Origin of the sequence: Paramixta manurensis, from assembly GCF_013285385.1 — a bacterium.
GTDB lineage: Bacteria > Pseudomonadota > Gammaproteobacteria > Enterobacterales > Enterobacteriaceae > Paramixta > Paramixta manurensis.
Genome location: NZ_CP054212.1, coordinates 2,238,031 through 2,261,530 on the forward strand (window position 1 = coordinate 2,238,031; position 23,500 = coordinate 2,261,530).

20 protein-coding genes and 1 pseudogene are annotated in these 23,500 nt (G+C 49.9%); 10 read left to right on the plus strand and 11 right to left on the minus strand.

What is annotated here, in order from left to right:
- The first annotated feature begins 260 nt into the window (after nucleotides 1-260).
- Nucleotides 261-1,301 carry an oxidoreductase gene (locus PMPD1_RS10895; RefSeq protein WP_173634056.1) on the plus strand — a complete coding sequence of 347 codons (1,041 nt, stop codon included), beginning with the start codon at nucleotides 261-263 and terminating at the stop codon, nucleotides 1,299-1,301.
- Between the two features lie 31 nt (nucleotides 1,302-1,332).
- On the opposite strand, the gene add is transcribed toward PMPD1_RS10895, so the two are convergent.
- On the minus strand, nucleotides 1,333-2,334 hold the full coding sequence (gene add, locus PMPD1_RS10900; protein WP_173634057.1) for an adenosine deaminase: 1,002 nt from the start codon (nucleotides 2,332-2,334) through the stop codon (nucleotides 1,333-1,335).
- 504 nt (nucleotides 2,335-2,838) lie between these two features.
- Here add and PMPD1_RS10905 point away from each other — a divergent pair.
- Together PMPD1_RS10905 and PMPD1_RS10910 are read left to right on the plus strand one after the other, a co-directional pair.
- Complete coding sequence (locus tag PMPD1_RS10905) at nucleotides 2,839-4,095, plus strand: oligosaccharide flippase family protein (protein WP_173634058.1); 1,257 nt, start codon at nucleotides 2,839-2,841, stop codon at nucleotides 4,093-4,095.
- 1 nt (nucleotide 4,096) lies between these two features.
- Entirely contained in the window at nucleotides 4,097-4,972 is an 876-nt protein-coding gene (locus tag PMPD1_RS10910) for an ATP-grasp fold amidoligase family protein (RefSeq protein WP_173634059.1), read from the plus strand.
- A 123-nt stretch (nucleotides 4,973-5,095) separates the two neighbouring features.
- Here the strand turns inward: PMPD1_RS10910 and PMPD1_RS10915 are convergent, their stop codons facing one another.
- A complete protein-coding gene (locus tag PMPD1_RS10915) occupies nucleotides 5,096-6,274 on the minus strand; it encodes a MalY/PatB family protein (RefSeq protein WP_173634060.1) in 1,179 nt (392 codons plus the stop codon).
- An 81-nt stretch (nucleotides 6,275-6,355) separates the two neighbouring features.
- Nucleotides 6,356-7,945 (minus strand): maltose/glucose-specific PTS transporter subunit IIBC, encoded by a 1,590-nt coding sequence (gene malX, locus PMPD1_RS10920; protein ID WP_173634061.1) that lies wholly within the window; start codon nucleotides 7,943-7,945, stop codon nucleotides 6,356-6,358.
- Between the two features lie 197 nt (nucleotides 7,946-8,142).
- Between malX and PMPD1_RS10925 the strand changes: the two genes are divergently transcribed.
- Both PMPD1_RS10925 and PMPD1_RS10930 read left to right on the plus strand, forming a co-directional pair.
- Complete coding sequence (locus tag PMPD1_RS10925) at nucleotides 8,143-9,174, plus strand: Mal regulon transcriptional regulator MalI (protein WP_173634062.1); 1,032 nt, start codon at nucleotides 8,143-8,145, stop codon at nucleotides 9,172-9,174.
- 143 nt (nucleotides 9,175-9,317) lie between these two features.
- Complete coding sequence (locus PMPD1_RS10930) at nucleotides 9,318-9,647, plus strand: hypothetical protein (RefSeq protein WP_173634063.1); 330 nt, start codon at nucleotides 9,318-9,320, stop codon at nucleotides 9,645-9,647.
- On the opposite strand, the pseudogene PMPD1_RS10935 reads toward PMPD1_RS10930, so the two are convergent.
- From PMPD1_RS10935 to manA, 4 genes and pseudogenes are all read right to left on the minus strand, one after another.
- Nucleotides 9,625-10,194: pseudogene (locus PMPD1_RS10935) on the minus strand (DUF4225 domain-containing protein); the annotation flags it as partial. The gene PMPD1_RS10930 and the pseudogene PMPD1_RS10935 sit on opposite strands and share 23 nt — an antisense overlap.
- The gene (locus tag PMPD1_RS10940; RefSeq protein ID WP_173634065.1) at nucleotides 10,149-10,355 is read right to left on the minus strand and encodes a type VI secretion system tube protein Hcp; all 207 of its coding nucleotides are present in this window, start codon (nucleotides 10,353-10,355) and stop codon (nucleotides 10,149-10,151) included. The pseudogene PMPD1_RS10935 and the gene PMPD1_RS10940, both read right to left, overlap by 46 nt.
- A gap of 111 nt (nucleotides 10,356-10,466) precedes the next feature.
- Nucleotides 10,467-11,990, minus strand: a complete 1,524-nt coding sequence (locus PMPD1_RS10945) for a YdgA family protein (protein ID WP_173634066.1) — start codon at nucleotides 11,988-11,990, stop codon at nucleotides 10,467-10,469.
- Between the two features lie 131 nt (nucleotides 11,991-12,121).
- On the minus strand, nucleotides 12,122-13,297 hold the full coding sequence (manA, locus tag PMPD1_RS10950; protein WP_173634067.1) for a mannose-6-phosphate isomerase: 1,176 nt from the start codon (nucleotides 13,295-13,297) through the stop codon (nucleotides 12,122-12,124).
- Between the two features lie 208 nt (nucleotides 13,298-13,505).
- Between manA and fumC the strand changes: the two genes are divergently transcribed.
- Nucleotides 13,506-14,903: a class II fumarate hydratase gene (fumC, locus tag PMPD1_RS10955; protein WP_173634068.1), complete on the plus strand. Its 1,398-nt coding sequence runs from the start codon at nucleotides 13,506-13,508 to the stop codon at nucleotides 14,901-14,903.
- A 47-nt stretch (nucleotides 14,904-14,950) separates the two neighbouring features.
- Here the strand turns inward: fumC and tus are convergent, their stop codons facing one another.
- Nucleotides 14,951-15,871, minus strand: a complete 921-nt coding sequence (gene tus, locus PMPD1_RS10960; protein WP_173634069.1) for a DNA replication terminus site-binding protein — start codon at nucleotides 15,869-15,871, stop codon at nucleotides 14,951-14,953.
- 177 nt (nucleotides 15,872-16,048) lie between these two features.
- On the opposite strand from tus, the gene PMPD1_RS10965 reads away from it, so the two are divergent.
- On the plus strand, nucleotides 16,049-17,185 hold the full coding sequence (locus tag PMPD1_RS10965; RefSeq protein WP_173634070.1) for a Rossmann-fold NAD(P)-binding domain-containing protein: 1,137 nt from the start codon (nucleotides 16,049-16,051) through the stop codon (nucleotides 17,183-17,185).
- Nucleotides 17,186-17,244: 59 nt separating this feature from the next.
- On the opposite strand, the gene PMPD1_RS10970 is transcribed toward PMPD1_RS10965, so the two are convergent.
- Nucleotides 17,245-18,501 carry a multidrug efflux MFS transporter YnfM/SxtP(Kp) gene (locus PMPD1_RS10970; RefSeq protein ID WP_173634071.1) on the minus strand — a complete coding sequence of 419 codons (1,257 nt, stop codon included), beginning with the start codon at nucleotides 18,499-18,501 and terminating at the stop codon, nucleotides 17,245-17,247.
- A gap of 96 nt (nucleotides 18,502-18,597) precedes the next feature.
- Here PMPD1_RS10970 and PMPD1_RS10975 point away from each other — a divergent pair, with 96 nt between their 5' ends.
- From PMPD1_RS10975 to bioD, 3 genes are all read left to right on the plus strand, one after another.
- Nucleotides 18,598-19,485, plus strand: a complete 888-nt coding sequence (locus PMPD1_RS10975) for a LysR family transcriptional regulator (RefSeq protein WP_173634072.1) — start codon at nucleotides 18,598-18,600, stop codon at nucleotides 19,483-19,485.
- Between the two features lie 164 nt (nucleotides 19,486-19,649).
- Nucleotides 19,650-20,867, plus strand: a complete 1,218-nt coding sequence (gene mlc, locus PMPD1_RS10980; RefSeq protein ID WP_173634073.1) for a sugar metabolism global transcriptional regulator Mlc — start codon at nucleotides 19,650-19,652, stop codon at nucleotides 20,865-20,867.
- Nucleotides 20,868-20,998: 131 nt separating this feature from the next.
- Complete coding sequence (gene bioD / locus PMPD1_RS10985; protein ID WP_173634074.1) at nucleotides 20,999-21,661, plus strand: dethiobiotin synthase; 663 nt, start codon at nucleotides 20,999-21,001, stop codon at nucleotides 21,659-21,661.
- A 46-nt stretch (nucleotides 21,662-21,707) separates the two neighbouring features.
- Here bioD and osmV read toward each other — a convergent pair whose 3' ends face one another.
- The gene (gene osmV, locus PMPD1_RS10990) at nucleotides 21,708-22,844 is read right to left on the minus strand and encodes an osmoprotectant ABC transporter ATP-binding protein OsmV (protein WP_173634075.1); all 1,137 of its coding nucleotides are present in this window, start codon (nucleotides 22,842-22,844) and stop codon (nucleotides 21,708-21,710) included.
- The gene (osmW, locus tag PMPD1_RS10995) at nucleotides 22,844-23,491 is read right to left on the minus strand and encodes an osmoprotectant ABC transporter permease OsmW (RefSeq protein ID WP_173634076.1); all 648 of its coding nucleotides are present in this window, start codon (nucleotides 23,489-23,491) and stop codon (nucleotides 22,844-22,846) included. Before osmW ends, osmV begins: the two co-directional genes overlap by 1 nt.
- Nucleotides 23,492-23,500 lie beyond the last annotated feature (9 nt).

A 23,500-nucleotide genomic window follows, 5' to 3' on the forward strand; every position in this document is an offset into this window, starting at 1 on the left:
CCAAAAGAAGAAGGGTGTTCCAGTATAGAGAGACGGCCAAAACTGTCCAGATAGCGGATCATAAAAAAATAAAAAAAGGAAAACGGATCGCAAACCAAGCTGATACCTTGCTGATTTTACGCTTCTTGTGCAGCAGGTGACCGTAAAAAAGGCGTTTTTTTCAGACTAAATCGCATTTCTTACTGCGCCATCGCTTCTCGCTTGTTGAGTTGACATAAATCGACTTAACTCAGTGAATAGCTGAACGGAGGAGAAGAGAGATGAATGAAAATATTCGCGTCGGGTTGGTGGGCTATGGTTACGCCAGTAAAACCTTTCATGCGCCGTTAATCGCAGGCACCGCAGGAATGACATTGGCATCCATCTCCAGCCGCGATGCCAGCAAGGTTAATGCCGACTGGCCTTCGGTCGCGACCATCAATGACCCGCAGGCCTTATTTGACCACCCTGAGATCGACTTAGTGGTGATCCCGACGCCCAATGATACCCACTTCCCATTAGCAAAAGCCGCGCTTGAGGCGGGTAAACATGTGGTGGTGGACAAACCTTTTACCGTGACGTTGTCACAGGCGCGCGAGCTATCAGCTCTGGCTGACGCAAAAGGTTTGCTGTTATCGGTGTTTCATAACCGGCGCTGGGACAGTGATTTCCTCACCCTCAAAACATTGCTGGCGGAAGGTGTATTGGGCGAGGTCCGTTATTTAGCGTCACATTTTGATCGATATCGTCCTGAGGTGCGTCAACGTTGGCGTGAAATGAAAGGTGCCGGCAGTGGTATATGGTTTGATCTGGGGCCGCATCTGATCGACCAGGCGCTACAGTTATTTGGCGCGCCGGTTTCCATCACGGTTGATATGGCCGAGTTGCGGCCGGGCGCGCAAACGACCGACTATTTTCATGCGCAACTGATTTGGCCGCAGCGGCGGGTCATTTTGCATGCCAGTATGCTGGCGGCGGCGGAAACGCCGCGCCTGGTGGTACATGGCACCAAAGGCAGCTATGTGAAATACGGGCTCGATCCACAAGAAGATCGGCTGAAAGCCGGTGAGCGCCCGCCGCACGAAGATTGGGGATACGATATGCGTGATGGCGTGCTCACCCTGGCGCAGGGTGAGGTGATGGCGGAAAAAAACCTGCTGACCTTGCCCGGTAATTATCCGGCCTATTATGCCGCCATTCGCGATGCGATTAATGGTGTTGGCAGTAACCCGGTCAGTGCGGAGCAGGCGATTCAGGTCATGACATTAATTGAGTTAGGCTTACAATCCGCCAGCCAGCGCCAGACGCTCACTTTAAAATAGCGGTAATGGGGCGCCAATGGCGCCCCTGCGGTTAAGCGGCGGTAACTTTCGCCCGAATACGCTGTTTTTCTGCCTCACTCAGGAAGGCGATTTTCAATCCATTCTCTTGCGCGGTGCGAATTTGCGCGGCGCTTAAACCCGCCTGTGGTGCGGCAACCCGATATTCATGTTCAATTTCAATGCCTTGTACCGCCGGATCGTCGGTATTTAGCGTGGCGAGAATACCGTGATCAAGAAAGGTCGCCAACGGATGGTGCGCCAGATGTGCCACGGTGCTGGTCTGGATATTGGATGTCAGGCAGGATTCAATGCCGATTTGCTGCTCGGCAAGGAAATCCATCAGTTTCACATCTTCAATGGCCTTGACGCCGTGTCCGATCCGTTCGGCGCCCAATTCACGAATCGCTTGCCAAATGCTCTCGGCGCCCGCCGCTTCACCGGCATGTACCGTAATGTGGAAACCGGCATCACGTGCGCGGTTAAAGTGGCTGAGGAACTCGCTGCCGGGGAAGCCTAGCTCATCGCCAGCCAGATCGACGGCGGTAATGCCATCCCGATGGGCCAGCAGCCCCTCCAGCTCACGCAGACAGGCTTCATCACCAAAGGTGCGGCTCATAATCCCAATTAGTCGAACTTCAATATCGTGTTGCTGACAACCTGCGCGTACGCCATCGATGACGGCTTCAACCACGCCGGCGACCGGTAGATTGTGTGTCATCGCCATATAACCAGGTGAAAAACGGAGTTCGGCATAATGCAAACCTGCCCGCGCGGCGTCTTCGACATTTTCCTGCGCCACCCGACGACAGGCATCCAGCGATCCAAGAACTTTGACACCCCAATCAAGCTTTTGTAAAAAGCTCACCAGGTCGGGCTGGGTTTCAACCACCTGCACATGGGGACGGAGGGCTTCTAACGACGATGCCGGTAATGTCAGATTAAATTCGCGACCTAAATCGAGGATGGTTTGCGCCCGAATGTTACCGTCAAGATGACGATGAATATCGGTAAGGGGGAGTCGGGAATCTATCATGTCGCACTCTCTTGGCTGTTTTAAGTAAAGTGCAGAGTAGTATAAAAACAATTTGCGCAACTACGCCAGAGAATTGCGCAACACGGCGTGCGACTGCCGATTAATTGGTCTTCTTCCTGTGATTTGCTTATGGCAGAGAGTGCATGTTCTAAAGCGTATTTTTCGGAATTTCCTTGGGGAACAGTCTGATATTGCAACAAAGTCGCAAATAAAAATAGACCGCATTGCCGGGCTATGTGTAAACTTAAAATGTTAACCATGTGAAAAGAAGGGGTTTAGTCTCCTGGAACGTCTGGCAAAGAAGCGACATACTTTGTTCTCACCCTCTATCGGAAATCGGAATTCTGGTTATTTATTATTTTAAAACAATTAATTATAGACAGGCCGCCTGATTAATTCAGCATGATGTTCGACTGAACGTTTAACGTTGTCAAAACGGGCTTATCAACCTAAGCGCTTAGCCATAACGTAGTTCTAATAGTAAATAAGCATGGAAGCTTTAAAATGAATCTTTTCAAAAAAAGCATTTTTTCAAATTCAGCATGGATGATTTCGGAAAAATTTGTCAATATTTTTGGTTTGTTTTTTGTCAATTCTTACATGGCAAAATATATCGGTCCTGATGATTTTGGTAAGATCACATTTGCCAACTCCCTATTTATTTTTATTCAGACTTTTGCCTGGTTAGGGGCGCAAAATGTACTATTCAAACGGATGAGTGAAAATAAGAAATCAGGGCTGAATCTTGCTTTATCTACACAGGTCCAAAGACGCAGCGTTTTTTTTATAACAAGTTTGTTGGTTTTATCCTATTTACACGTGTATGCTGATTTTATAACCTTCATTTTTGGCTTAGCCAGTTCGGTTGCTACTTACTATATCATTAGTGATATATTTTCAATTTATAATAATAGTCAGCTAAACTCGCAAATAAATACGTTAACTAATGTGATAGGTTTGATTGTAACGTTTTTAACACGTTACTTAATTACATGGTTCCATCTGCCTATTTATTGGTTTGCTATACCTATTGTTCTACTAGCCGCAATCCCCTATGGCTTAAGATGGTTATATTTAAAAAGAAATTGCAATACCTTGTTGCTATCAAAAAGAAGACAGATTAAATACAAGAAATACTTATTTTATACAGGCGGGTCGTTACTATTATCTACACTATCTATTGCTATATACACACAAATTTCAAATTTATTTTTAGCACGCTTAATTTCTTATCAGGAGTTAGGTGTGTATACCGTTGCATTAACCATCGGCGGTGCCTGGTCGTTTGTTTCTCAGGCATTAATTTCAAGCTTTTTTTCAAAAATCTATGAACAAAGAGATTCGCTAAAGATACGCGTTCTTTTGCAGCAAATAAATCGAATAACTCTTGCTGTTGCAATACTTGTTTTTATAGGGTTTGAGTTTCTTGGCGAATGGTTTATTAAATCATTGTATGGGGTTGAGTATCTACAAGCTGTAAAGCTGATACCATTAATAATTTTGGCCACAACGTTCTCTTCAATGGGAACGATCTGTTACAGATATATAATAAAAGAGGGTGGCTACAGATACCTGACAATTAAAATGCTGATCATTGCCGGACTCAGCATCCCGTGCTCCTATCTTTTTATAAATTATTTCAAATCGACCGGGGCTGCTTATTGTTTTTTCTTGATAGAGTTTTTTTCTTGCACATTAGCTAATTATTTTTTCAAAAAAGGATTTTTATTTCACGTTCATAAGGAAATTATAGGGATATAAAATGAAAAAATATCTGTTAAGGCCTCTTTTTCGGGCGATTATGAAAAAAGCCTCGTCTGAAACTCGTGTGAAAATAGGGTATTTCAGGAGCTATAACAAATGGCCAAACATAAAAAATCCACGCACGTTTAATGAAAAAGTGTTGCAGAGGATGGTTTATGATAAAAATCCACGCTATGCTGAATTGGCGGATAAATACGCTGTCAGGAAATATATTAGTGAAAAAATCGGTGAGGAGTATTTAATTCCATTGCTTTACGTTACATGTGACCCTGAAACGTTATTAAAGTTAAAGGATTGGTCACATACGGTGATTAAACCCAATCATGCAGCCGGCCTGGTGATGCTGTTCGACGAAGACCCTGATATTAAAGAGAAAGAAAGAGTTGTAGCAAAAACAAAAGAGTGGCTCAAGTTGGATTTTTCTAATGTAGCGGATGAGTGGCATTATTCAATGATTGAGCCATTGGTTTTGGTTGAAAGGAAAATAACGCCAGAAAATGTTATACCCAGAGACTACAAGTTTCATTGTTTTAGGCAAAATAATGGTGATATTAAATACGTCATGCAAGTAGTGGATGGTCGATTTGGCACTGTATCGAAAGGATATTATCTAAACTCACTAGACCAATGTGTATGGCATCATGGTGATGGTTGCCACCATTTAACTGAGGATGAGAAAAGCAAGTTAAGTGAAGTTTTAGTTTTGCATGATTTAATTATGGGTAAAGAGTTCAAATATCTACGTATCGATTGGTATTTAATTGAAGGAAAAATCTATTTCGGAGAGCTAACATTTACCTCCGGTGCAGGAAGAATCAATGGATTTGGGGCGAATTTAGAAAAGCAAATGGCTGAGTGGTGGCTACCGGAATGAATAAGGCTAAACGCAGCAAGGTATTGAAATACTCTGTGCAAGCAGGGCGTTGCTGAATAAATAAGATGTTATCTCAGCAAGGCCCGTGGTATCTGATGCTCAAAAATAAACCTTTTCTGGAGGTTATTGCATCATTATCGAATCAATCCCGGCTATCAAACGATCTAACCCATCGGCCAATTTGGCGCGCGGGCAGCCAGCATTGAGCCGCAGAAAACCTTCACCCTCTACGCCATAGGTGTAGCCGGGCATGATCGCGACTTTCTGTTGCTCAATCAGCACCTGCTGTAAACGTCGCTCATCTATGCCGAGCGGACGAATGTCAATCCACGCCAGATAGGTGGCCTGCGGCGGTTGCCAGCCCAGCGCCGGGAATGCCTGGTTAAGACGGGCTGCGATATAACGCAGGTTGTCACCCAAATAAGCGCGCAGTGCGTCAAGCCAGGCCTCACCGTGCCGATAGGCGGCAATATGCGCGGCAATCGCCATGACTGCCGGAGAGGAGAGACCATCGGCATTTTTTAATGCCTGAAACCATGCCTCGCGATCGTGCGGGTCGGCAATCATCCCCCATGCGCCGGTTAGCGCGGGAATATTGAAACTCTTTGAGGCGGAAGTGAACAGCGCCCAGCGATCGCGCGCCACGCTCTGCCACGGAATATGCGGCGTCGCGCCCATCACCATATCCATATGGATTTCGTCACTGATTACCCTGACCTGATAGCGCTGACATAATTCGGCCATCTGCTCCAGTTCATCCCGGCGCCAGACTTTGCCGGTTGGGTTATGCGGGCTGCACAGCAGCATGATTTTACAATCGGGGCGCGCCAACAACTGTTCCAGCGCGGTCATATCGCAAATCCAGGCGTTGCCATCTTTCTGCAGCGGCGCAGCCAGCACATGGCGCTGATTACCCTCAATCACTTTATAAAAAGCATCGTAGGCAGGCGTGTGGATCAGCACGCTGTCATTCGGCGCAGACCAGTGGCGAATCATTTGCGCCACCATATAAATCACTGATGGTCCATAAACCACATGCGTACTCTCAATAGAGAGCGCAAAGCGTTGTTGATACCAATGTGCAATGGCGGACAAAAAATCCTCATGCTGCCAGCGGCTGTAACCGAATACGCCATGCTCAATGCGTTGGCGCAACGCGTCTAATACCGCCGGAGCGGTGGGGAAATCCATATCCGAAATCGTGAAGGGCAGCAAATCTGCCTGCCCAAAACGGTCGGCGACGAAATCCCATTGCGTACACCAACTGCCGTGCCGGTCGGTTATTACATCAAAATCAAACATAAGCGCCTCAATACTAAAAAAGAAAACCCCCGCTGGTAAAAAAAACAGCCGGGGTTTTTGCTCCCTGTAGGGTTTACCGGGTTACGCCGGTACGCTCATCAGGCTGGCGATTTCATCTTTCACCGATTGTACCTGCGGGCCAATAACCACCTGCAGACTATGTTGGTTAAGATGCACCACACCAATAGCGCCATTGGCTTTTAACGCCGCATCATCAACCTGGCTCATATCGGCAATCGATAAGCGCAGACGTGTCAGGCAGTTATCCAGCGAAGTGATATTTGCTACGCCGCCCAGCGCCGCCAAAATTGCCGGTGAGTTATAGCCCGATTTTCCAACGCCCGCCCCGGCGAGGGTTTTCTCTACGCTGCTGCTGTTATCTACGTCACGTCCTGGGGTTTTAATATTGAAACGCGTAATGGCGAAACGGAAAATCGCATAGTAACCAGCAAACCAAATGGCGGCGATAACCGGCACCCAATACCACTTGGTTGCCAGGCCGTGCAGGATACCGAATACCACGAAGTCAATGACGTTGCCGTCAGTATTACCGATGGTCACCCCAAGCATTGCCATCACCGTAAAGCCCAAACCGGTTAATAGCGCATGGATTAAATAGAGCACCGGGGCCACGAACAGAAACAAGAATTCAATCGGTTCGGTGGTACCGCCAACCACGCAAGCGACCACGCCGGAAATCAGCAGTCCTTTAATTTTATGGCGATTCTCCGGACGTGCGCAGTGGTACATCGCCAACGCCGCGCCGGGCAGACCGCCGAGGAAGGCAGGCATTTTACCCTGAGAAAGGAAACGCGTTGCGCTTTCGGCAAAGCCGCCGGAAGTGGGGCAAGAGAGTTGTGCCTGGAAGATGGTTAAGGCGCCGCTGACGCTATGCCCGCACACATCCATGGTGCCACCAGCATCGGTAAAGCGAATGATTGCCACCAAAATATGCTGCAAACCAAAGGGTAACAACAGACGCTCACCGGTACCGAAAATCATCGGGCCAAACTCACCGGCGCCATTGATAATCCAGCCCAGGCCGCTGATTGCGGCGGCAAACCATGGCCAGATTAACGGAATAACCAAACCGACCAAACCCATTACCAGCGTGGTGATAATAGGAACAAAGCGCGTACCACCAAAGAAAGCCAGCGCATCCGGCAGACGGATGGTTGAAAAACGTTCGTGCAGATAGAACACGATAATACCAATGATCACCGCGCCGAGGATCCCGGTATCGATCGACTGAATGCCGATAATGTTCTGGATATTGTTGGCTTTCAGCACCGCCGGATCGGTCGTCGGCAGTATGCCGTTAGCGGTGAGCCAAAAGTTAACGGCAAGGTTCATTACCGCAAAGCCGACAAACCCGGAAAACGCCGCCACACCTTTATTTTCCCGCGCCATGCCAAGCGGAATGGCAATAGCAAACATGACGGGCAGGTAGCTAAAGGCAAATGAACCAATTTTACTCATCCAGATAAAGATTAACTGGAGGACGTGATTCCCCAGCAAGGGAATCAAATTGATCACATCATGACTGCTTAATGAACTGCCAATGCCGAGCATAATCCCGCAGAAGGAGAGTAATGCGACGGGCAGCATAAACGTTTTCCCCAGATTCTGGAAAAACTCCCATACGGTTATTTTTTGTTTGGTGGTAGCCATACGATCTCCTGGCAAAAAAATGCTCAGCAGGCGCTGAGGTAAAATAAGGATAAAACGTTTTACCAACCATTAATGCGCGGCCTATCACACTTTTATTGGCACTCAAGGTTTTATTTAACCGGCTTAAGGTGTAACGTTTTACCACCATCCGATCATTTTGTACGGATGTGGCGTAAGCCCTTCAAAATAGAGCAGCTATGTCGCAAAAAAAAATTACCATCAATGATGTCGCCGAAGAGGCCAGCGTATCGGTAACTACCGTTTCGTTGGTGCTGTCGGGAAAGGGCCGTATTTCAGCCGCGACGGCAGAACGCGTTAATCAGGCGATTGAAACCCTGGGATATGTCCGTAATCGATCCGCGATGATGTTGCGTGGCGGCGATAGCGGCGTGGTTGGGCTGATTGTTCGCGATATTTGCAATCCGTTTTACGCCGAGATGACAGCCGGTCTGAGTGAAATGCTGGAGAAGCAGGGGAAAGTGTTGTTTCTTACCCAAAGCGGTCAGCATGGGCAAAACCTTGATCGCTGTTTTGATTCGCTGGTTGCGCAAGGCGTGGAGGGGATTATTTTGGGCGGCGGGGCGGAGAATGCCAGTGAACTGCCGGAAAAAGCACGCGAATCCTCTATCCCGCTGATTTGCGCCTCGCGCGCCAGTAGCCTTGATGAAGTGGACTCTATTCGGCCGGATAATATGCATGCGGCGAAAATGGCGACCGAGTATTTAATTAAACGCGGGCATCATTGTATCGCCTGGCTCGGCGGGTCGGGGTCTTCACTGACGCGCGCTGAACGTATTGGCGGCTACTGTTCGACCTTATTGCAATATGGTCTGCCTTTTCGTAATGAGTGGATTATTGAATGCGGTAGCCATCAGCGTGATGCCGCCGCGCTTACCGAACAGTTGATTCATCATCATCCGACGATTACCGCGATTTTGTGCCATAACGCCTCGGTCGCGTTGGGTTGCTATTTTGGCCTGCAACGTATCGGTCGCACCATTGGTAAGGGCGCGGTTGATAGCTATTACGATCAACAAGTGGCACTGGTGGGGTTTGGCGATGTGCCGGAAGCTGAGTTAACCGATCCGCCATTAACCTTTGTTACCAGCTCGGCGCGAGAGATTGGGCGCAGCGCGGCGACGCGCTTGCTGCAACGGATGGCGCAGCCAGATGAAAATATTCAGAATGTGATTATGCCATCAACGCTGATTGAGCGTGGCTCGGCTTAGCGGGAATGCTTTGAACGGGTGTATCCGAGGCGAAGAGCCGTGGCAGGAAATAATGCTTTATCGTCCACTGGTGGAGATGTTCCGGACCATTTCAGGTAAACTTATCTCAGAAAGTCCGGGAGCTTTTTAAGGATCAACAGTGAATGAAAGTGAGTGAAGACGCGCTATTAAGGTCGGGCTTTAGCCATTCTGATCTTGAGAAAGTTAAAAACAATGTAGAAAACTTTGGCGGAACGCTTGAGGAAGTGATTCAAGACTTAGCAAAACGATTTAATGTCGCTAAATGGATTACTATTGTTGCCTTCGTTATCCTGATTTTTACGTCGGTCTTATCGACAAAAAGTAATGCTCTATCCTTGGCTTTTTCGCTGGTGGTAGGATTACCTTTCATCTGGTATCTGACGCCCGCCAAACTCGCATTCAAAGCTTGGCGGTATAAAAAATATGTTTCTAGGATTGAGGGCGATCATTAATAGTCATTAAATCAAAAATAACCTTAGCTTTTACGCCGTATCCGACTATTCTCATAGTCAATTTTGGGCGGCTTAACGTACTGACTTTTCGGTAATAATCCACTGGCATATAGCGAAATAATCTCCATGCCCCGGGCTTTCTGATTAAGCCTAAAATGCTATAAGCATTAGCAGCAAGTGAAATTGATTTATATACACCTAACCCATTTTCGCGACTGAATCCCATAAATTCGGCGGTAGACATGGCTGCGTTAGCCGCAAACCCTTCAGACGCTGATTCATGAAGTACCTGATGACTAAATTCCTTGCTCAACCCATTAAATCCGTCCGTAACGAGCACTGCTCCGGCCAACACACCTATCGGAGTGGCACTGGCAAGAAGAGTGGCGCCTAAAGCCATCTCTGCCCCGGACAACACCACATTTACCGCCGAAATCACATAGCCAACAATTTTGTTGTTTTCCCGGACAAATTCGACTTTTGCATACAGTTTTGCCGTCTTCATGCGCAGCATCCGGCCCTGTTCTTCAAGATTTGAAGTCTCTGCCCTGAGATTTTTGAGTTAGTAAATGATGTTTTCCCGGGCCCCGAACCAATGTCATCACGCCGACTGCCCCAGGTATAGGTCACGGCATCTATCCATCCCTCATGGGCGGCATCCCTTGATTCACCGGCCACACCCGCAATTTTCAGAAATACGTTATTCATCTTCTTCCCTGTTGTTTATATAAACATCCCGTAAAGATTACCTGACTACTATCCCGTCTTTTATACCAGCTAAAGGAGGCGCAATCGCCTCCTTATTGCATGTTGCATGCTTTATGGTGCCGGGTTTTCGGCTGGAGCAGCCGGATCGCTGCCCAGCATATAACGCGACAAGAACTGTTCGAGCGGCATTTTCTCGCCATTCATCGTCACCTGGCCGCCGGTATATTGCAGGCTGGAGACGATATTATCATCTTGTTGCGTGGTGAGCTTAAACATCTGCCCCATGGCGGCGACGCCTTTAACCTGCTGATCGGCAAGCTTATTGGCATCATCATCTTTGTAGCCTTCGGTCATCGCGACATGCTTCATTAACTCGGTCGCCATCGGCATATTAATCACCAATTTACCGTCCAGCGTTTTCATTACCCGGTCGAAAACCTGCGCGGTGTCTTGCGCGTCGCCGCTGGCGGTTGCCGGATCGCGGAAATGCAGCGCCAGGTTAAAGGTGCTTTCGCCTTTATCATTTTTCCAGCTAAACGGAGCGATGGTTACTACCGGGTCGCCTTTCAGCACTAAGGGGAGGTTAGCGGCAAGGATCTGACGCACGCCTTCCTGATAACGCAACGGATCGTCGCCAATACCGGGCTGGTTCAGCAACGAAGTCATTTGATTGTGATAGTTTTCCGAGAAGGTTTTCAACGCTTGCGCGTCAAACTGCGACAATTTCATCGACAATTTGCCTTGACCCAGCGGCTGATCCTGCACTTTTAAGCTATCCAGCGTGTAGTCAATCTGCCCGGAAACCTGTTTATTCTCACCGTTAAAATTAGAGGTTCCTTTCAATCCTTCCAGCGTAACGGCGTTTTTGCCATTTACCGTGGCGTCCATCTTTTTCAGCTCAATCGTTTGGTCGCCAACGCGTAATCCTTCAGGGCTCAGGTGTGTATCACCGGAAAGTTTTAAACCATTAAAGGTGAAACCAACCGTATACAGTACCGGGGCGCCATCCTGCTGTTTACTGGTGGTAATCGCGATGCTGTCAATGTCGCTACTAAAGCCAACTTTGTCGCCTTGCGCATCACTATCGATATTTACTGTGCCGCCGTTCCAGGCGTAACGCTCACCGCTCTGCGCATTTTGGTAATCTACCGGTAACAGACCAATATCTGAATTTGTCGCGCCGCTGTAACCGATACGGGTATCCGCCTGAATAATGGATTTCCCGTTAGTCAGTTCAAACAGGCGTTTTACTGCGTCAGTATTTTCCAGCTCGGTATGCACCGAAGCCATGCCAGGCAGCAGATTGAATTTCTTTAACTGCGCCAGCGGGAAGGGACCATGATCGATTTTTTCGTTAAACACCACGCTCTGACCCGGTTTCAGCAGGGCGTTATCTTCAGTTTGAGAGCTGGCCTGAACCACCAATTGTGCGGTACTGCTAAACAGGCCACGTTGATAGTTTTGATAGCTAACTTTTAAACGGCTATCGGGCGCCACGCTATTTAGCCGGGCATTGGCGTTGTCCACCAATTCATTCATATGCGTTTCTAACTGCTTACCGGTCAGCCAGGCGCCGCCGGTCCAAATTACCCCTAGCGCAATCACCACGCCAATCGCAATCTTTGTCTTTTTCATCGATGCTGTCATCCTTTCACTGTATCTTCCACTGCCGGCATTGGCTCTTGGGCAAGTGGCGAAAAAACGCCCGAAGGCGTTTGGTTAATAGCTTGAATAATAATAGCAATTGCTGCCGCTTACGTCAGTGCTTAGCGTAATTGGTTAAATACCCGCGCCAGACGCCCGGTTCCGCTAATTGACACCGGAGGTTCATTGGCGGCAATAAAGCACGACTCGCCGGGTTGCAGAGCTAACTGCTGTTGCCCTTTGTTGATTACAGCCTGACCTTCAATACAGAACAGGATGGCTGCGCTATCCCAGTTCACCGGCTTAGGCTGGCTGGAAAGCGTATGAATAGCGAAAGCAAAGTCCTCAACCGGAATTGGGAAGCTTAGCGTATCGTCACTTTGTACTGGCTGTGTAAGCAATGTATCGTAAGGTTTCGCTTCAAATTTAACGTTCGCCAGCAGTTCGGGAATATCGATATATTTCGGTGTGAGCCCGGCGCGTAATACGTTATCTGAATTAGCCATCACCTCCAGCGCCACACCTTTCAGGTAGGCATGCGGCGTTTCAGCAAATAAAAACATCGCTTCGCCTGGCTGTAACTCAATCACATTTAATAACAGGGGGGAGAACAAGCCGCTGTCATCCGGATAAAACTCGGCAATCGCTTTAATGGTTTCCCACGGTTGCCCTTGTTGCGCATTGAGCGCTGATTTTAAAACCCCTAACGCCAGCGATTTGGCTTCATCCTTCATCGACAACAGGCTGGCAAACAGCGTCGCCAGGTTTTCGCTGTCAGCATGCTGCAAGAAATGTGCGATGGCTGGATGCGCGCCCGCTACCGGTTGTAACAGGGAGACAATCTCATGCAATTCGCGGAAGCCGTTAACTGCCTGGAATGGCGTTAAAGCATAGACCAGCTCAGGCTTATGGTTGGGATCTTTGTAATTACGCTCGGCGGCATCAAGCGGAATACCGGCGGCATTCTCTTTCGCGAAGCCGATTTCCGCCGCGGCTTTGCTCGGGTGCACCTGGATGGAAAGCGGTTGATCGGCACACAGGACCTTAAACAGGAACGGGAGTTCGCCAAATCTTTTCGCCACCGCGTTGCCCAAAAACGCCTCTTTATTACTCTCAATAACTTCACGCAGAGAATGCTGCTCGCCGTCAATTTCAATGCGCGAGCTGCTTTTGGGATGAGCCCCCATCCAAAGCTCGGCCATCGGGCGTAAATCAGGATTAGCGATACCATAGAGTTCGGTTAGCGCAGTTTTACTGCCCCATGCGTAATTTTGCAGCGAATTGATTAATTTTTGCATAATTTATCCCGGATAAACGACGTTTAACTTCGGGTATTAAAACAGAAACTGTGTCTGAAAACACAGCCGAAAAACACGATGTGATCGGGACGACGAGCAGGCATGATGTTAAATTATTGTTTGTGACACTACGACCTGCCCGTTATTTCGCTATTTAATGGCCAGCGGGCCTCTTGAAACCCAATGATTGTGCTAAAGGAGAGTTGTAATGGCAGCCAACCGCATTGAAAAAGACTCAATGGGACCGATTGATGTACCGGCTGATAAGCTATGGGGAGCGCAAACACAGCGTTCACTGGAACATTTCCGCATCTCTACAGAAAAAATGCCGACCGCCTTGGTACATGCGCTGGCGCTCACCAAGCGCGCGGCGGCGCAAGTTAACAACGATCTCGGCCTGCTGCCAACCGAGCGCGCGGAGGCCATCATTAACGCCGCCGATGAAGTGCTGGCCGATCAACACGTCAATGAATTCCCGCTGGCGATTTGGCAAACCGGTTCCGGCACTCAGACCAATATGAACATGAACGAAGTGCTGGCTAACCGTGCGAGCGAGCTACTGGGCGGCGAGCGCGGGATGGCGCGCTTAGTGCATCCGAATGATGATGTAAACAAGAGCCAAAGCTCCAACGATGTTTTCCCAACGGCGATGCATGTTGCGGCGGTGATCGCGCTTCGCGAACATCTGATCCCACAGCTTAAGGTGCTGAAGAAAACCCTGCACCAGAAAGCGGGGGCATTCAAAGATATTGTCAAAATCGGTCGCACGCATCTGCAGGATGCAACGCCATTAACCCTTGGTCAGGAGATCTCCGGCTGGGTCGCGATGCTGGAACATAACCTCAAGCATATTGAGCAAAGTGTACCGCATGTTGCAGAACTGGCGCTGGGAGGAACCGCAGTAGGAACCGGGCTGAATACGCACCCGGAGTATGCGGTTCGCGTGGCGAAAGCGTTAGCGGATTTAACGCAACAGCCGTTTGTTACTGCGCCGAATAAATTCGAAGCGTTGGCGACCTGTGATGCCTTAGTCCATGCGCATGGCGCGCTGAAAGGGTTGGCGGCGTCGCTAATGAAAATTGCCAACGATGTGCGTTGGCTCTCTTCTGGCCCGCGCTGCGGCATTGGCGAAATTGCTATCCCGGAAAATGAACCGGGGAGTTCCATCATGCCGGGGAAAGTGAACCCGACTCAGTGCGAGGCCATGACCATGCTGTGTTGCCAAGTCATCGGTAACGATGTGGCGGTCAATATGGGCGGCGCTTCTGGTAACTTTGAGCTTAATGTCTATCGCCCGATGATCATTCACAACGTCCTGCAATCGATTCGCCTCTTGGCTGACGGTATGGATAGCTTTAATCACCACTGTGCGGTGGGCATTGAGCCAAACCGCGATCGTATCACGCAACTTCTGAATGAATCTCTGATGCTGGTTACCGCATTGAATACCCATATTGGCTATGACAAAGCGGCGGAAATCGCTAAGAAAGCCCATAAAGAGGGGCTCACACTGAAGGCATCGGCGCTAAAACTCGGCTATTTGACCGAGGCCGAGTTTGATGCCTGGGTACGTCCTGAAGAGATGGTCGGTAGTATGAAGCAGTAATGATTGACTTGCAGATGACTACTGTGGGCGTTTCCCTGCGGTAGTCATCAACGGTCGCTATACAGGTGCCAGCGCGGTATCAGCGGAAACAATGGTGCTGCCGCGGGCTTATGGCGGTGGGTGACGTGTGCCGCATCGTAATTTAATAGTTCGCCGATCAACGGCACGGTGCTGCGATCAGGGCAGAGAACCAGCAACGGGGAAGGGCAGGCAAGCTGGGTCTGTTTTTGCTGTTGCTTATGCCAAACTCGTGCAATCGGTTGTACTTTTACCGGACGCTTAATTTTCAACTTCGCCCCTGGCGGTAAGGCTCGCACTGCATCTCTTTCCTGTTCAACCTTCTCCGCCCACTGTTCGCGCGTCCAGGGCGCTTGCGCACGACCGGATTTCAGGCTCTTCTCCAGCTTCTCGATGATTTCTTGCTGCGTGACATTTTTAATGATGTGTTTGTTCGCCCAACCAAAGCGGACCGTATCCGGCGCATCCAGCAGGGTAATGGCGCGGTAAGCGTTAAGCGTGAGTAGCCCGCGCAGATGTGTGTGCACAAAATCGAACCGCGCTTCGCTCGATAACCCGGAATCAACCGTAATGAGCTGTTCTAACCTGGCTTTCAACCGGTTTACCGTGTTCACCTGCTGGTGGATTGCCGTTGATGCTGCCGCATTAGCCTCAAAGCAGAGAATGCCGGGCAAACGAACTGCGGCCTTTGTGCTTATTTTCTCGGATTGTTGTTGCAGGAACAGAAGTTGGTAGTGGGCGAGGGCGCGATCGCGTGCGTCGACGCCAAGGTGTTGAGTGACCGTGATGGTGGTTACAGGATCATGTTCAGTACCTTTATTGATGGGCGGAAGAGCGAAACCCCTGCCGATTAACAAAGGTAACGCGCTTAATTGCTGGTTGAGGTGCGCAAGCGCGTGTTCCAGCGCGGTGGCGCAGCGGCGAAGGTCTGCCGGGAGATCGTAGCGCATCGTCTATCCTGCATAGTGATAGTATTAGTTACAACATACTAATTATGTCGCCATAAATCAATCACCTCAACATCTGTGCAAACTCTCCGTTCAGCAGAAAAGTCAGGCGGATGGGAACCGACCAAAAAAATGAGCCACCTATCACAAAAAGCCGTCGATCTGAGGAGCGAAGTAATAATGAAAGTTAACGCGCCTGGCGCTAATCTGCCGCCAGTTATTAGCGGGGAACAGAGTGATACTAAGGCACATACTTCGGCGTTTAATCGCTTACCGCTAACCGCTAAGTTATCACAGATTTTCCAGCCTCATCATCCAGTTAATGAAAATATGCGAGAGGTCTGGCAGCGACTTGATGAGCTTAATGCCAGGCAGTCGCAATTTACTGGCGGCGGTGCCGCTCTGGTATCGTCAATGGAAGCGGTGGCAACGTATTTGGCAGAAAACCACTGTCAGGTCGCTAAAGCAACACAACAGTTGATGGTTCAGCTCGATTTAGCGATTGCCGATGTACATCATGCATTACCTTATGGGCGCGGCAATGTGCTGGTACGGGCAGCAGATGGCACAATCGATACGGCCGCAACCGCTAAAAAAGTCTCTCTTGATGAACTAACCAAATGGCTGGGTGATGCCTCGCCGAAATGGAAGAAATCACAAACCGTACCGGAAGTGACCTTAGCCGCGCGCAGGGCGGCCTGCGCGATGGTTACAGGGAGCGGCACTTGTGCTAACTATGTCTATTTGCTCTCGTTAATGGCGCTCGATATTAGCGAAAAAAATCAGCACTGTTTCGCGCAGCCGCCCACTCTAACGCTCTATTCCGATCCTATCCTGGAGGGGCGACGTGTCGACCATGCGTGGCTTACGCTCTCTTTTCAGGAACCCAATGGCGGAAAGGCTATCGATTTGGTGCTTGATCCGTGGGCAAAAAACAATCGTCCTATGCTGGCGGAGCACTGTGCCTACCAGGAAGGCAAAGCGTTTTTCTCTCTGGAATGCGGTCAACAAGCAGCAGGTTATCAGCAGTTACTGAAAGAGAACGTGAAAACTCTCCAGCCGATGCTACGTCAGGGATTACGGGAAGAAAGTTTCCAACAGCGTGTACAACAACGACTGGATTCCCTGCCACAGAGCAATGATACCGCCGATACCCAGTATTCAATGACGGATAGCTATGCGGGATTTGTCGATCATGACGCACAGCAAAATGCCGCAGCGAATGTCATTACCGCGCCGGAACGCCGTCCCACGCTTTTATCCGGAAACCATAGCGTACTGGCTAACCGTATTGAGGAAAAACTGCGCGCCCGCTAACTGCGCGCCCGCTAACTGCGCGCAGTAGGGTGGATAAACAGCGCCAACGGCGCTGAAAATTAAAGTCGTTTACCATGCAGACGCAAGGCGACCAGCAACGCAACAACCAGCAGCACGGCAATAAAGCCGGTAATTCCCGCCCAGCCAAAGCGATGCCAAAACACGCCGCCAAGCGTACCTGCAACACTCGAACCAACATAATAACTAAACAAGTATAGGGAGGATGCCTGACCTTTCGCCCGCCGTGCGCGTGGGCCAATCCAACCGCTGGCCACGGAATGCGCGCCGAAAAATCCGGCGGTAAATAGCATCATGCCCGGCAAAATTATCCAAATTGAGTTAAATGCCGTGACTAACAAACCCGCCAACATAATGGCAGTCGAAACGACCAACACCGGGCCGCGTCCAAACCGTGCGGTCATCGCGCCCGCCTTCGGCGAACTCCAGGAGCCGGTGAGATACACCACCGAAAGTAAGCCAACCACCGCCTGGCTATAAAACCACGGGGCGCTCATTAGCCGGTAACCGATATAATTAAACAACGTGACGAAGGCGCCCATTAATAGGAAACCTTCGGCGAACAGTAACGGTAACCCGCTATCGCGCCAGTGCAGGCGAAAGTTGATTAACAAGCTACGCGGACGTAACGACGCCGCTCTGAAATGGCGAGAAGCCGGTAAGATTTTCCAGAACATCAGCGCCGAGGCCAGCGCAAAACAGCCGATAACCGCCACCGCCACGCGCCAAGATGCTATATCGGTGATAACACCGCTGATTAAGCGCCCACTCATCCCGCCGATTGAGTTGCCGCTAATATACAACCCCATGGAAAAAGCGATAAAACTTGGATGAATCTCCTCACTTAAATAGGTCATCCCAACCGCCGCCACGCCGCTGAGTGAAAGACCAATTAATGCGCGCATCAGCAGAATGCCGTGCCAGCTAGTCATCACCGAAGAAAGCAAGGTACAGATTGCCGCCAATAGCAACGCGGTGACCATAACCGACTTTCGCCCAATCGCATCAGACAGTGGACCGGTAAACAATAATCCCAGCGCCATTAGCCCAGTGGAAATAGAGAGCGAGATGCTGCTCTGCGCCGGTGAAATGCCAAACTCTTGCGACAGCACCGGTAAAATCGGCTGCACGCAGTAAAGCAGAGCAAAGGTAGCAAGACCGGCGGAAAACAGCGCCAGCGTCACACGAATAAACTGAGGCGTACCACGCTGGATATACAGATTCTTTTCCGGGGAAGTTACAGAGGCGCGTTCTGCTTGGTTATTTTGTAGCGTCACGGCCTGAGAAGAGCGGTTCACAACGGATCCTTAGGTTTTAATTTCAATCTCTAAAGCATAAGTAAACCGGATTATGTTGTATAATATATTAATAATCTCAAATGATTCTTTTAAAATATGAATATTGAATTGCGTCATCTACGTTACTTTATTGCCGTCGCGGAAGAACTGCATTTTGGACGTGCCGCGTTGCGATTGAATATTTCCCAACCGCCGTTGAGTCAACAAGTCCGGAAGCTGGAGCAAGAGATCGGCGCGCGTCTATTTGCCCGTACCAACCGCAGCGTACGGCTCACCGCCGCCGGGCAGCAGTTTTTACAGGATGCCCGCACCATTTTGGTCAGCGTTGAACAAGCCGCCGAGCGTGCGGCGCGCCTACATTTGGGCGATGAAGGGGAATTACGGGTTGGCTTTACCTCTTCGGCACCTTTTATCGCCGCAGTTTCCGATGCGTTGTCGACTTTTCGCCAACGCTTTCCCAATGTGCATATCCAGATGCAAGAGATTAACACCCGCCAACAGTTGGAACCGCTTAATGATGGACGGCTCGATTTGGGCGTAATGCGCAACACACCGCTACCAGAAACGCTTGAATATCGATTGTTGTTACGCGAACCATTGTGCGCAGTGGTTCACCGCGATCACCCGCTGGCTTCGTGGCAGCAGGTCTCCATCCAGGCGCTGTCTGCGGAACCGTTTATTTTCTTCGATGCGCGAGGGGGAACCGCGTTGTATAGCGAAATTCTGACCCTGCTGCAGCGTTATCACATTCAACCCTACATCACACAAGAGGTCGGCGAAGCGATGACGATCCTTGGACTGGTTTCCACCGGGTTAGGGATCTCCATTTTACCGGCCTCCTTCAGCCGGGTTCGGCTGGCGGATGTGGTATGGATACCTTTACAAGAGACGGATGCGCTCTCCGAAGTGTGGTTGGTTTGGTCAAAACAACGCGAGGTGAGTGCGGCAATGCAACATATGATGAAGTTTCTTTTTAACGATTAACGTTACGTTGGGCGGCGCGGGATTGCTGTTTTTCCACGCGCTTTATGACGTTTTATGTGCTGTAAATCACATATCGAATCAAATATTTGACGGCACCTCATTCCTCCTCCACCATAGCCGAAATGGGTTTATTTAGAAGCGCGAAAATAAGCGGGAGCAGGTTTGTGATAGCGGATAGTCAGCCTGGCCATATCGACCAGATCAAACAGACAAACGCTGGTGTGGTCTATCGCCTGATAGATCGATTTGGCCCAATTTCGCGCATCGAACTTTCCAAACGAGCCCAACTTGCCCCGGCCAGTATCACTAAGATTGTGCGTGAAATGCTGGAAGCCCATTTAGTACAAGAAACCGAGTTTCAAGAGGTTGGGAGTCGCGGGCGCCCGGCGGTGGGGCTTATTCTGGACACCGATGCCTGGCATTATCTCTCGGTGCGTATCGGCAGCGGGGAAATGACGCTGGCGCTACGTGACTTAAGCAGCAAACTGGTGGTTGAAGAGGGCGTTCCGCTCCCTTCTCAAGCCACCGAACCGCTGCTGACCCGGATCATTGGCGAAATCGATCGCTTTTTTATCCGCCAGCAAAACAAGCTAGAACGCTTAACGGCTATTGCTATCACATTACCCGGCATTATTAATACCAAAAAAGGGATCGTTCACCGTATGCCTTTTTATCAGGTGGAGGATATGCCGCTCGGTGCTGAACTCGAAAGGCGCACCGGGTTACCGGTCTATATTCAGCATGATATTTGTGCCTGGACCATTGCCGAGTCGCTGTTTGGCGCTTCTCGTGGCGCGGATGATGTTATTCAGGTGGTTATCGACCATAACGTCGGCGCGGGCGTGATCACCGGCGGGCGTTTGCTGCATAACAGCCGCAGTTCACTGGTTGAGATTGGCCATACTCAGGTGGACCCTTATGGCAGGCAGTGCTATTGCGGAAACCATGGCTGTCTGGAAACCGTCGCCAGTATTGGAAGTATGCTTGAATTGGCGGAACAGCGTCTGCACGCCTCCCCACACTCCACGCTGCAACACCAGCCGTTAACGGTTGAATCCCTGTGTGATGCCGCGTTGGCGGGCGACCAATTGGCGAAAGATATTATTACCGGCGTCGGCAATAGTATTGGCCGCATCCTGGCGATGATGGTGAACCTGTTTAATCCACAAAAAATTCTTATCGGATCGCCACTCAATCGCGCGGCGGAAGTTTTCTATCCGGTCATCACCGCCTGCATTCGTCAGCAGGCTTTGCCAGACTACAGCGCCGAAATTGACGTTGAGCCCACCCAGTTTCTTAATGTCGGAACCATGCCAGGCGCCGCCCTGGTCAAGGATGCGATGTATAGCGGTGAGTTGCTGGTCAAACTTTTACAGGGCTAATGTTTTTTCTTTATTAGCAAAAGATTGCGTTAGCGCAAGCCGTAGTCACCTGCAATCTCATAAAATTCCTGGCTAAAACCATTGATTAAAGATTATCTATTTCAGGTTGTTAGCCTGCCGGAGTTTTCCTCATGTTGAGTCGTATATTTGTCACCGGTACGGATACTGCGGTTGGCAAAACCGTTGTCGCGCGTGCATTGTTGCAAAAACTGGCGGTCGATTATCCCCGTGCAGTGGGCTATAAACCCGTCGCCAAAGGTAGTCATCAAACCGATGATGGGTTGCGAAATAAGGATGCGCTGATACTACAAGCCACTTCGACCCTTTCGTTACCGTATGAGGCCATCAATCCTATTACGCTGCAGGAAGATGAAATCTGCGTACATCCTGAGGTGATTAACTACACGCATCTCAGCACCGGTTTACAAGCGCTCAACGCCCAGGCGGATGTGGTGGTGATTGAGGGAACCGGCGGTTGGCGTAGTCTGATGAACGATATGCGTCCGCTGTCTGAATGGGCGGTGCAGGAGCAGTTGCCGGTAGTGATGGTGGTTGGAATTAAATTGGGCTGCATCAGCCACGCATTACTCACCGCGCAGGCGATTATTAATGATGGGTTACCGCTGCTAGGCTGGGTAGCGAACCGGATTAATCCCGGTTTGGCGCATTATGCTGAAATCATTAACGTGCTTAGCGAAAAGATCCCGGCACCGTTGTTGGGGCAGTTGCCCTATCTGCCACGGGCAGAACAGCGTGATCTGTCGGGATATTTAGATTTATCTGCGGTGAAGTAAGTCATAAAAAAAACGGGCGAGGTTTTCTCGCCCGTCTGACAGTGGATTACGGATTAAGCGCGCGGCGTGTACGGCCGGAGCTGAGGTAATCTGCAATATAATCCTGTGAAATTTCGCCGCTATAGCGGCCCTCTTCATCGACGATCGGCATCCAAACCAAGTTGTGCTCATACAGTTTTGAAAGCACCACGCGCAGGTTCTCTTCTGCTTTGCCGGTTACCGAAAACTTATGTAGCATCTCTTCACACCGTCCACTGGCACCGCGCGCTTCGCGACGCTTCACAAAACCTAACGGCTTACCGTCTTCATCCACCACGGTTATTGAACGCATATCGTTGTCATCCATGGTGCCAAAGGCTTCCGACAGCGGGGTAGAGCGATGGACGGTAATTGTAGGTTGCTGATCGGTCACATCGCCTGCCTGCACCAACAATAGGCGTTTCAGCGTGCGGTCTTGACCGACGAAAGAGCCAACAAATTCATTTGCCGGTTTCGCTAACAGCTCATCGGCACTGGCGCACTGCACGATTTTCCCTTGACCAAATACCGCAATACGATCGCCGAGCTTTAGTGCTTCATCAATATCGTGGCTCACCAGCATGACGGTTTTCTTCAACTGGCGTTGCATATCGAGAAACTCATTTTGAATCACTTCTCGGTTAATCGGGTCAACGGCGCCAAAGGGTTCATCCATCAGCAACACCGGCGGATCTGCCGCCAGCGCGCGAATCACGCCAATACGTTGCTGCTGCCCGCCGGACATCTCTTTTGGATAACGGTTAAGGAATTTTTTCGGGTCCAGCGCTACCATACTCATCAGTTCGCTGGCACGTTCGGTACAGCGTTTTTTATCCCAGCCCAGCATCCGCGGTACTACGGTAATGTTTTCTTCAATGGTCATATTAGGGAACAGACCAATCTGTTGAATCACATAACCAATATTACGACGTAAGGTTACGGTGTCCTGACCGCTGGTATCTTCGCCATTGATCAAGACCTTGCCGCTGGTTGCCGGAATCAGGCGGTTAATCATTTTTAGCGTGGTGGTCTTCCCGCAACCGGAAGGGCCAAGCAGCACGCACATTTCACCTTCAGGGACATTCAAACTCACGTTATCGACCGCGTTAAAGGCGGTACCGTTTTTTTGCGTAAAGGTTTTCGTCAGGTTTTCCAGTTTTATCATTATCGAATCCCCTTAGGAGTCAACGCCAACTGCAGACGATGCAGCAGCCAGTCAAGAATAATGGCCAGCAAACAAATCATTAACGCGCCAGCGATCAACATGCGGATATCACTTCCGCTAATACCATCCAGCAGCAACAGCCCCAAGCCTCCGGCACCAATAACCGCCGCGATAGCCATTACGCCGACATTCATGACCACGGCGGTGCGTATGCCGCCAAAAATAACCGGTAACGCCATCGGAATTTCCACCCAGCGCAGGCGCTGCCAAAATGTCATGCCAATTCCGCGTCCTGCCTCGCGCAAGCCACCCGGAATGTTTTCCAGAGCGGTATGGGTATTACGTACAATTGGCAGCAGCGAATAGAGAAATACCGCTGTTACGGCGGGAACCACGCCAATCCCCTGACCAATCATCGAGAAGAGCGGGATCATTAAGCCAAACAGCGCGATGGAGGGAATGGTGAGCACAATGGTGGCAAGGCCTAACACCGGCGTTGCCAGCCATTTAAAACGCACGATTAAGATCCCCAGCGGGACGCCAATAATAATGGCGAACCCCACCGCTAGCGCCACCAACCAGAGATGTTGCCCGGTCAGCGTTAATAAATAAGCCCAGTTATCAATAATGTAGTGAATAGTATCCATAACGCCTCC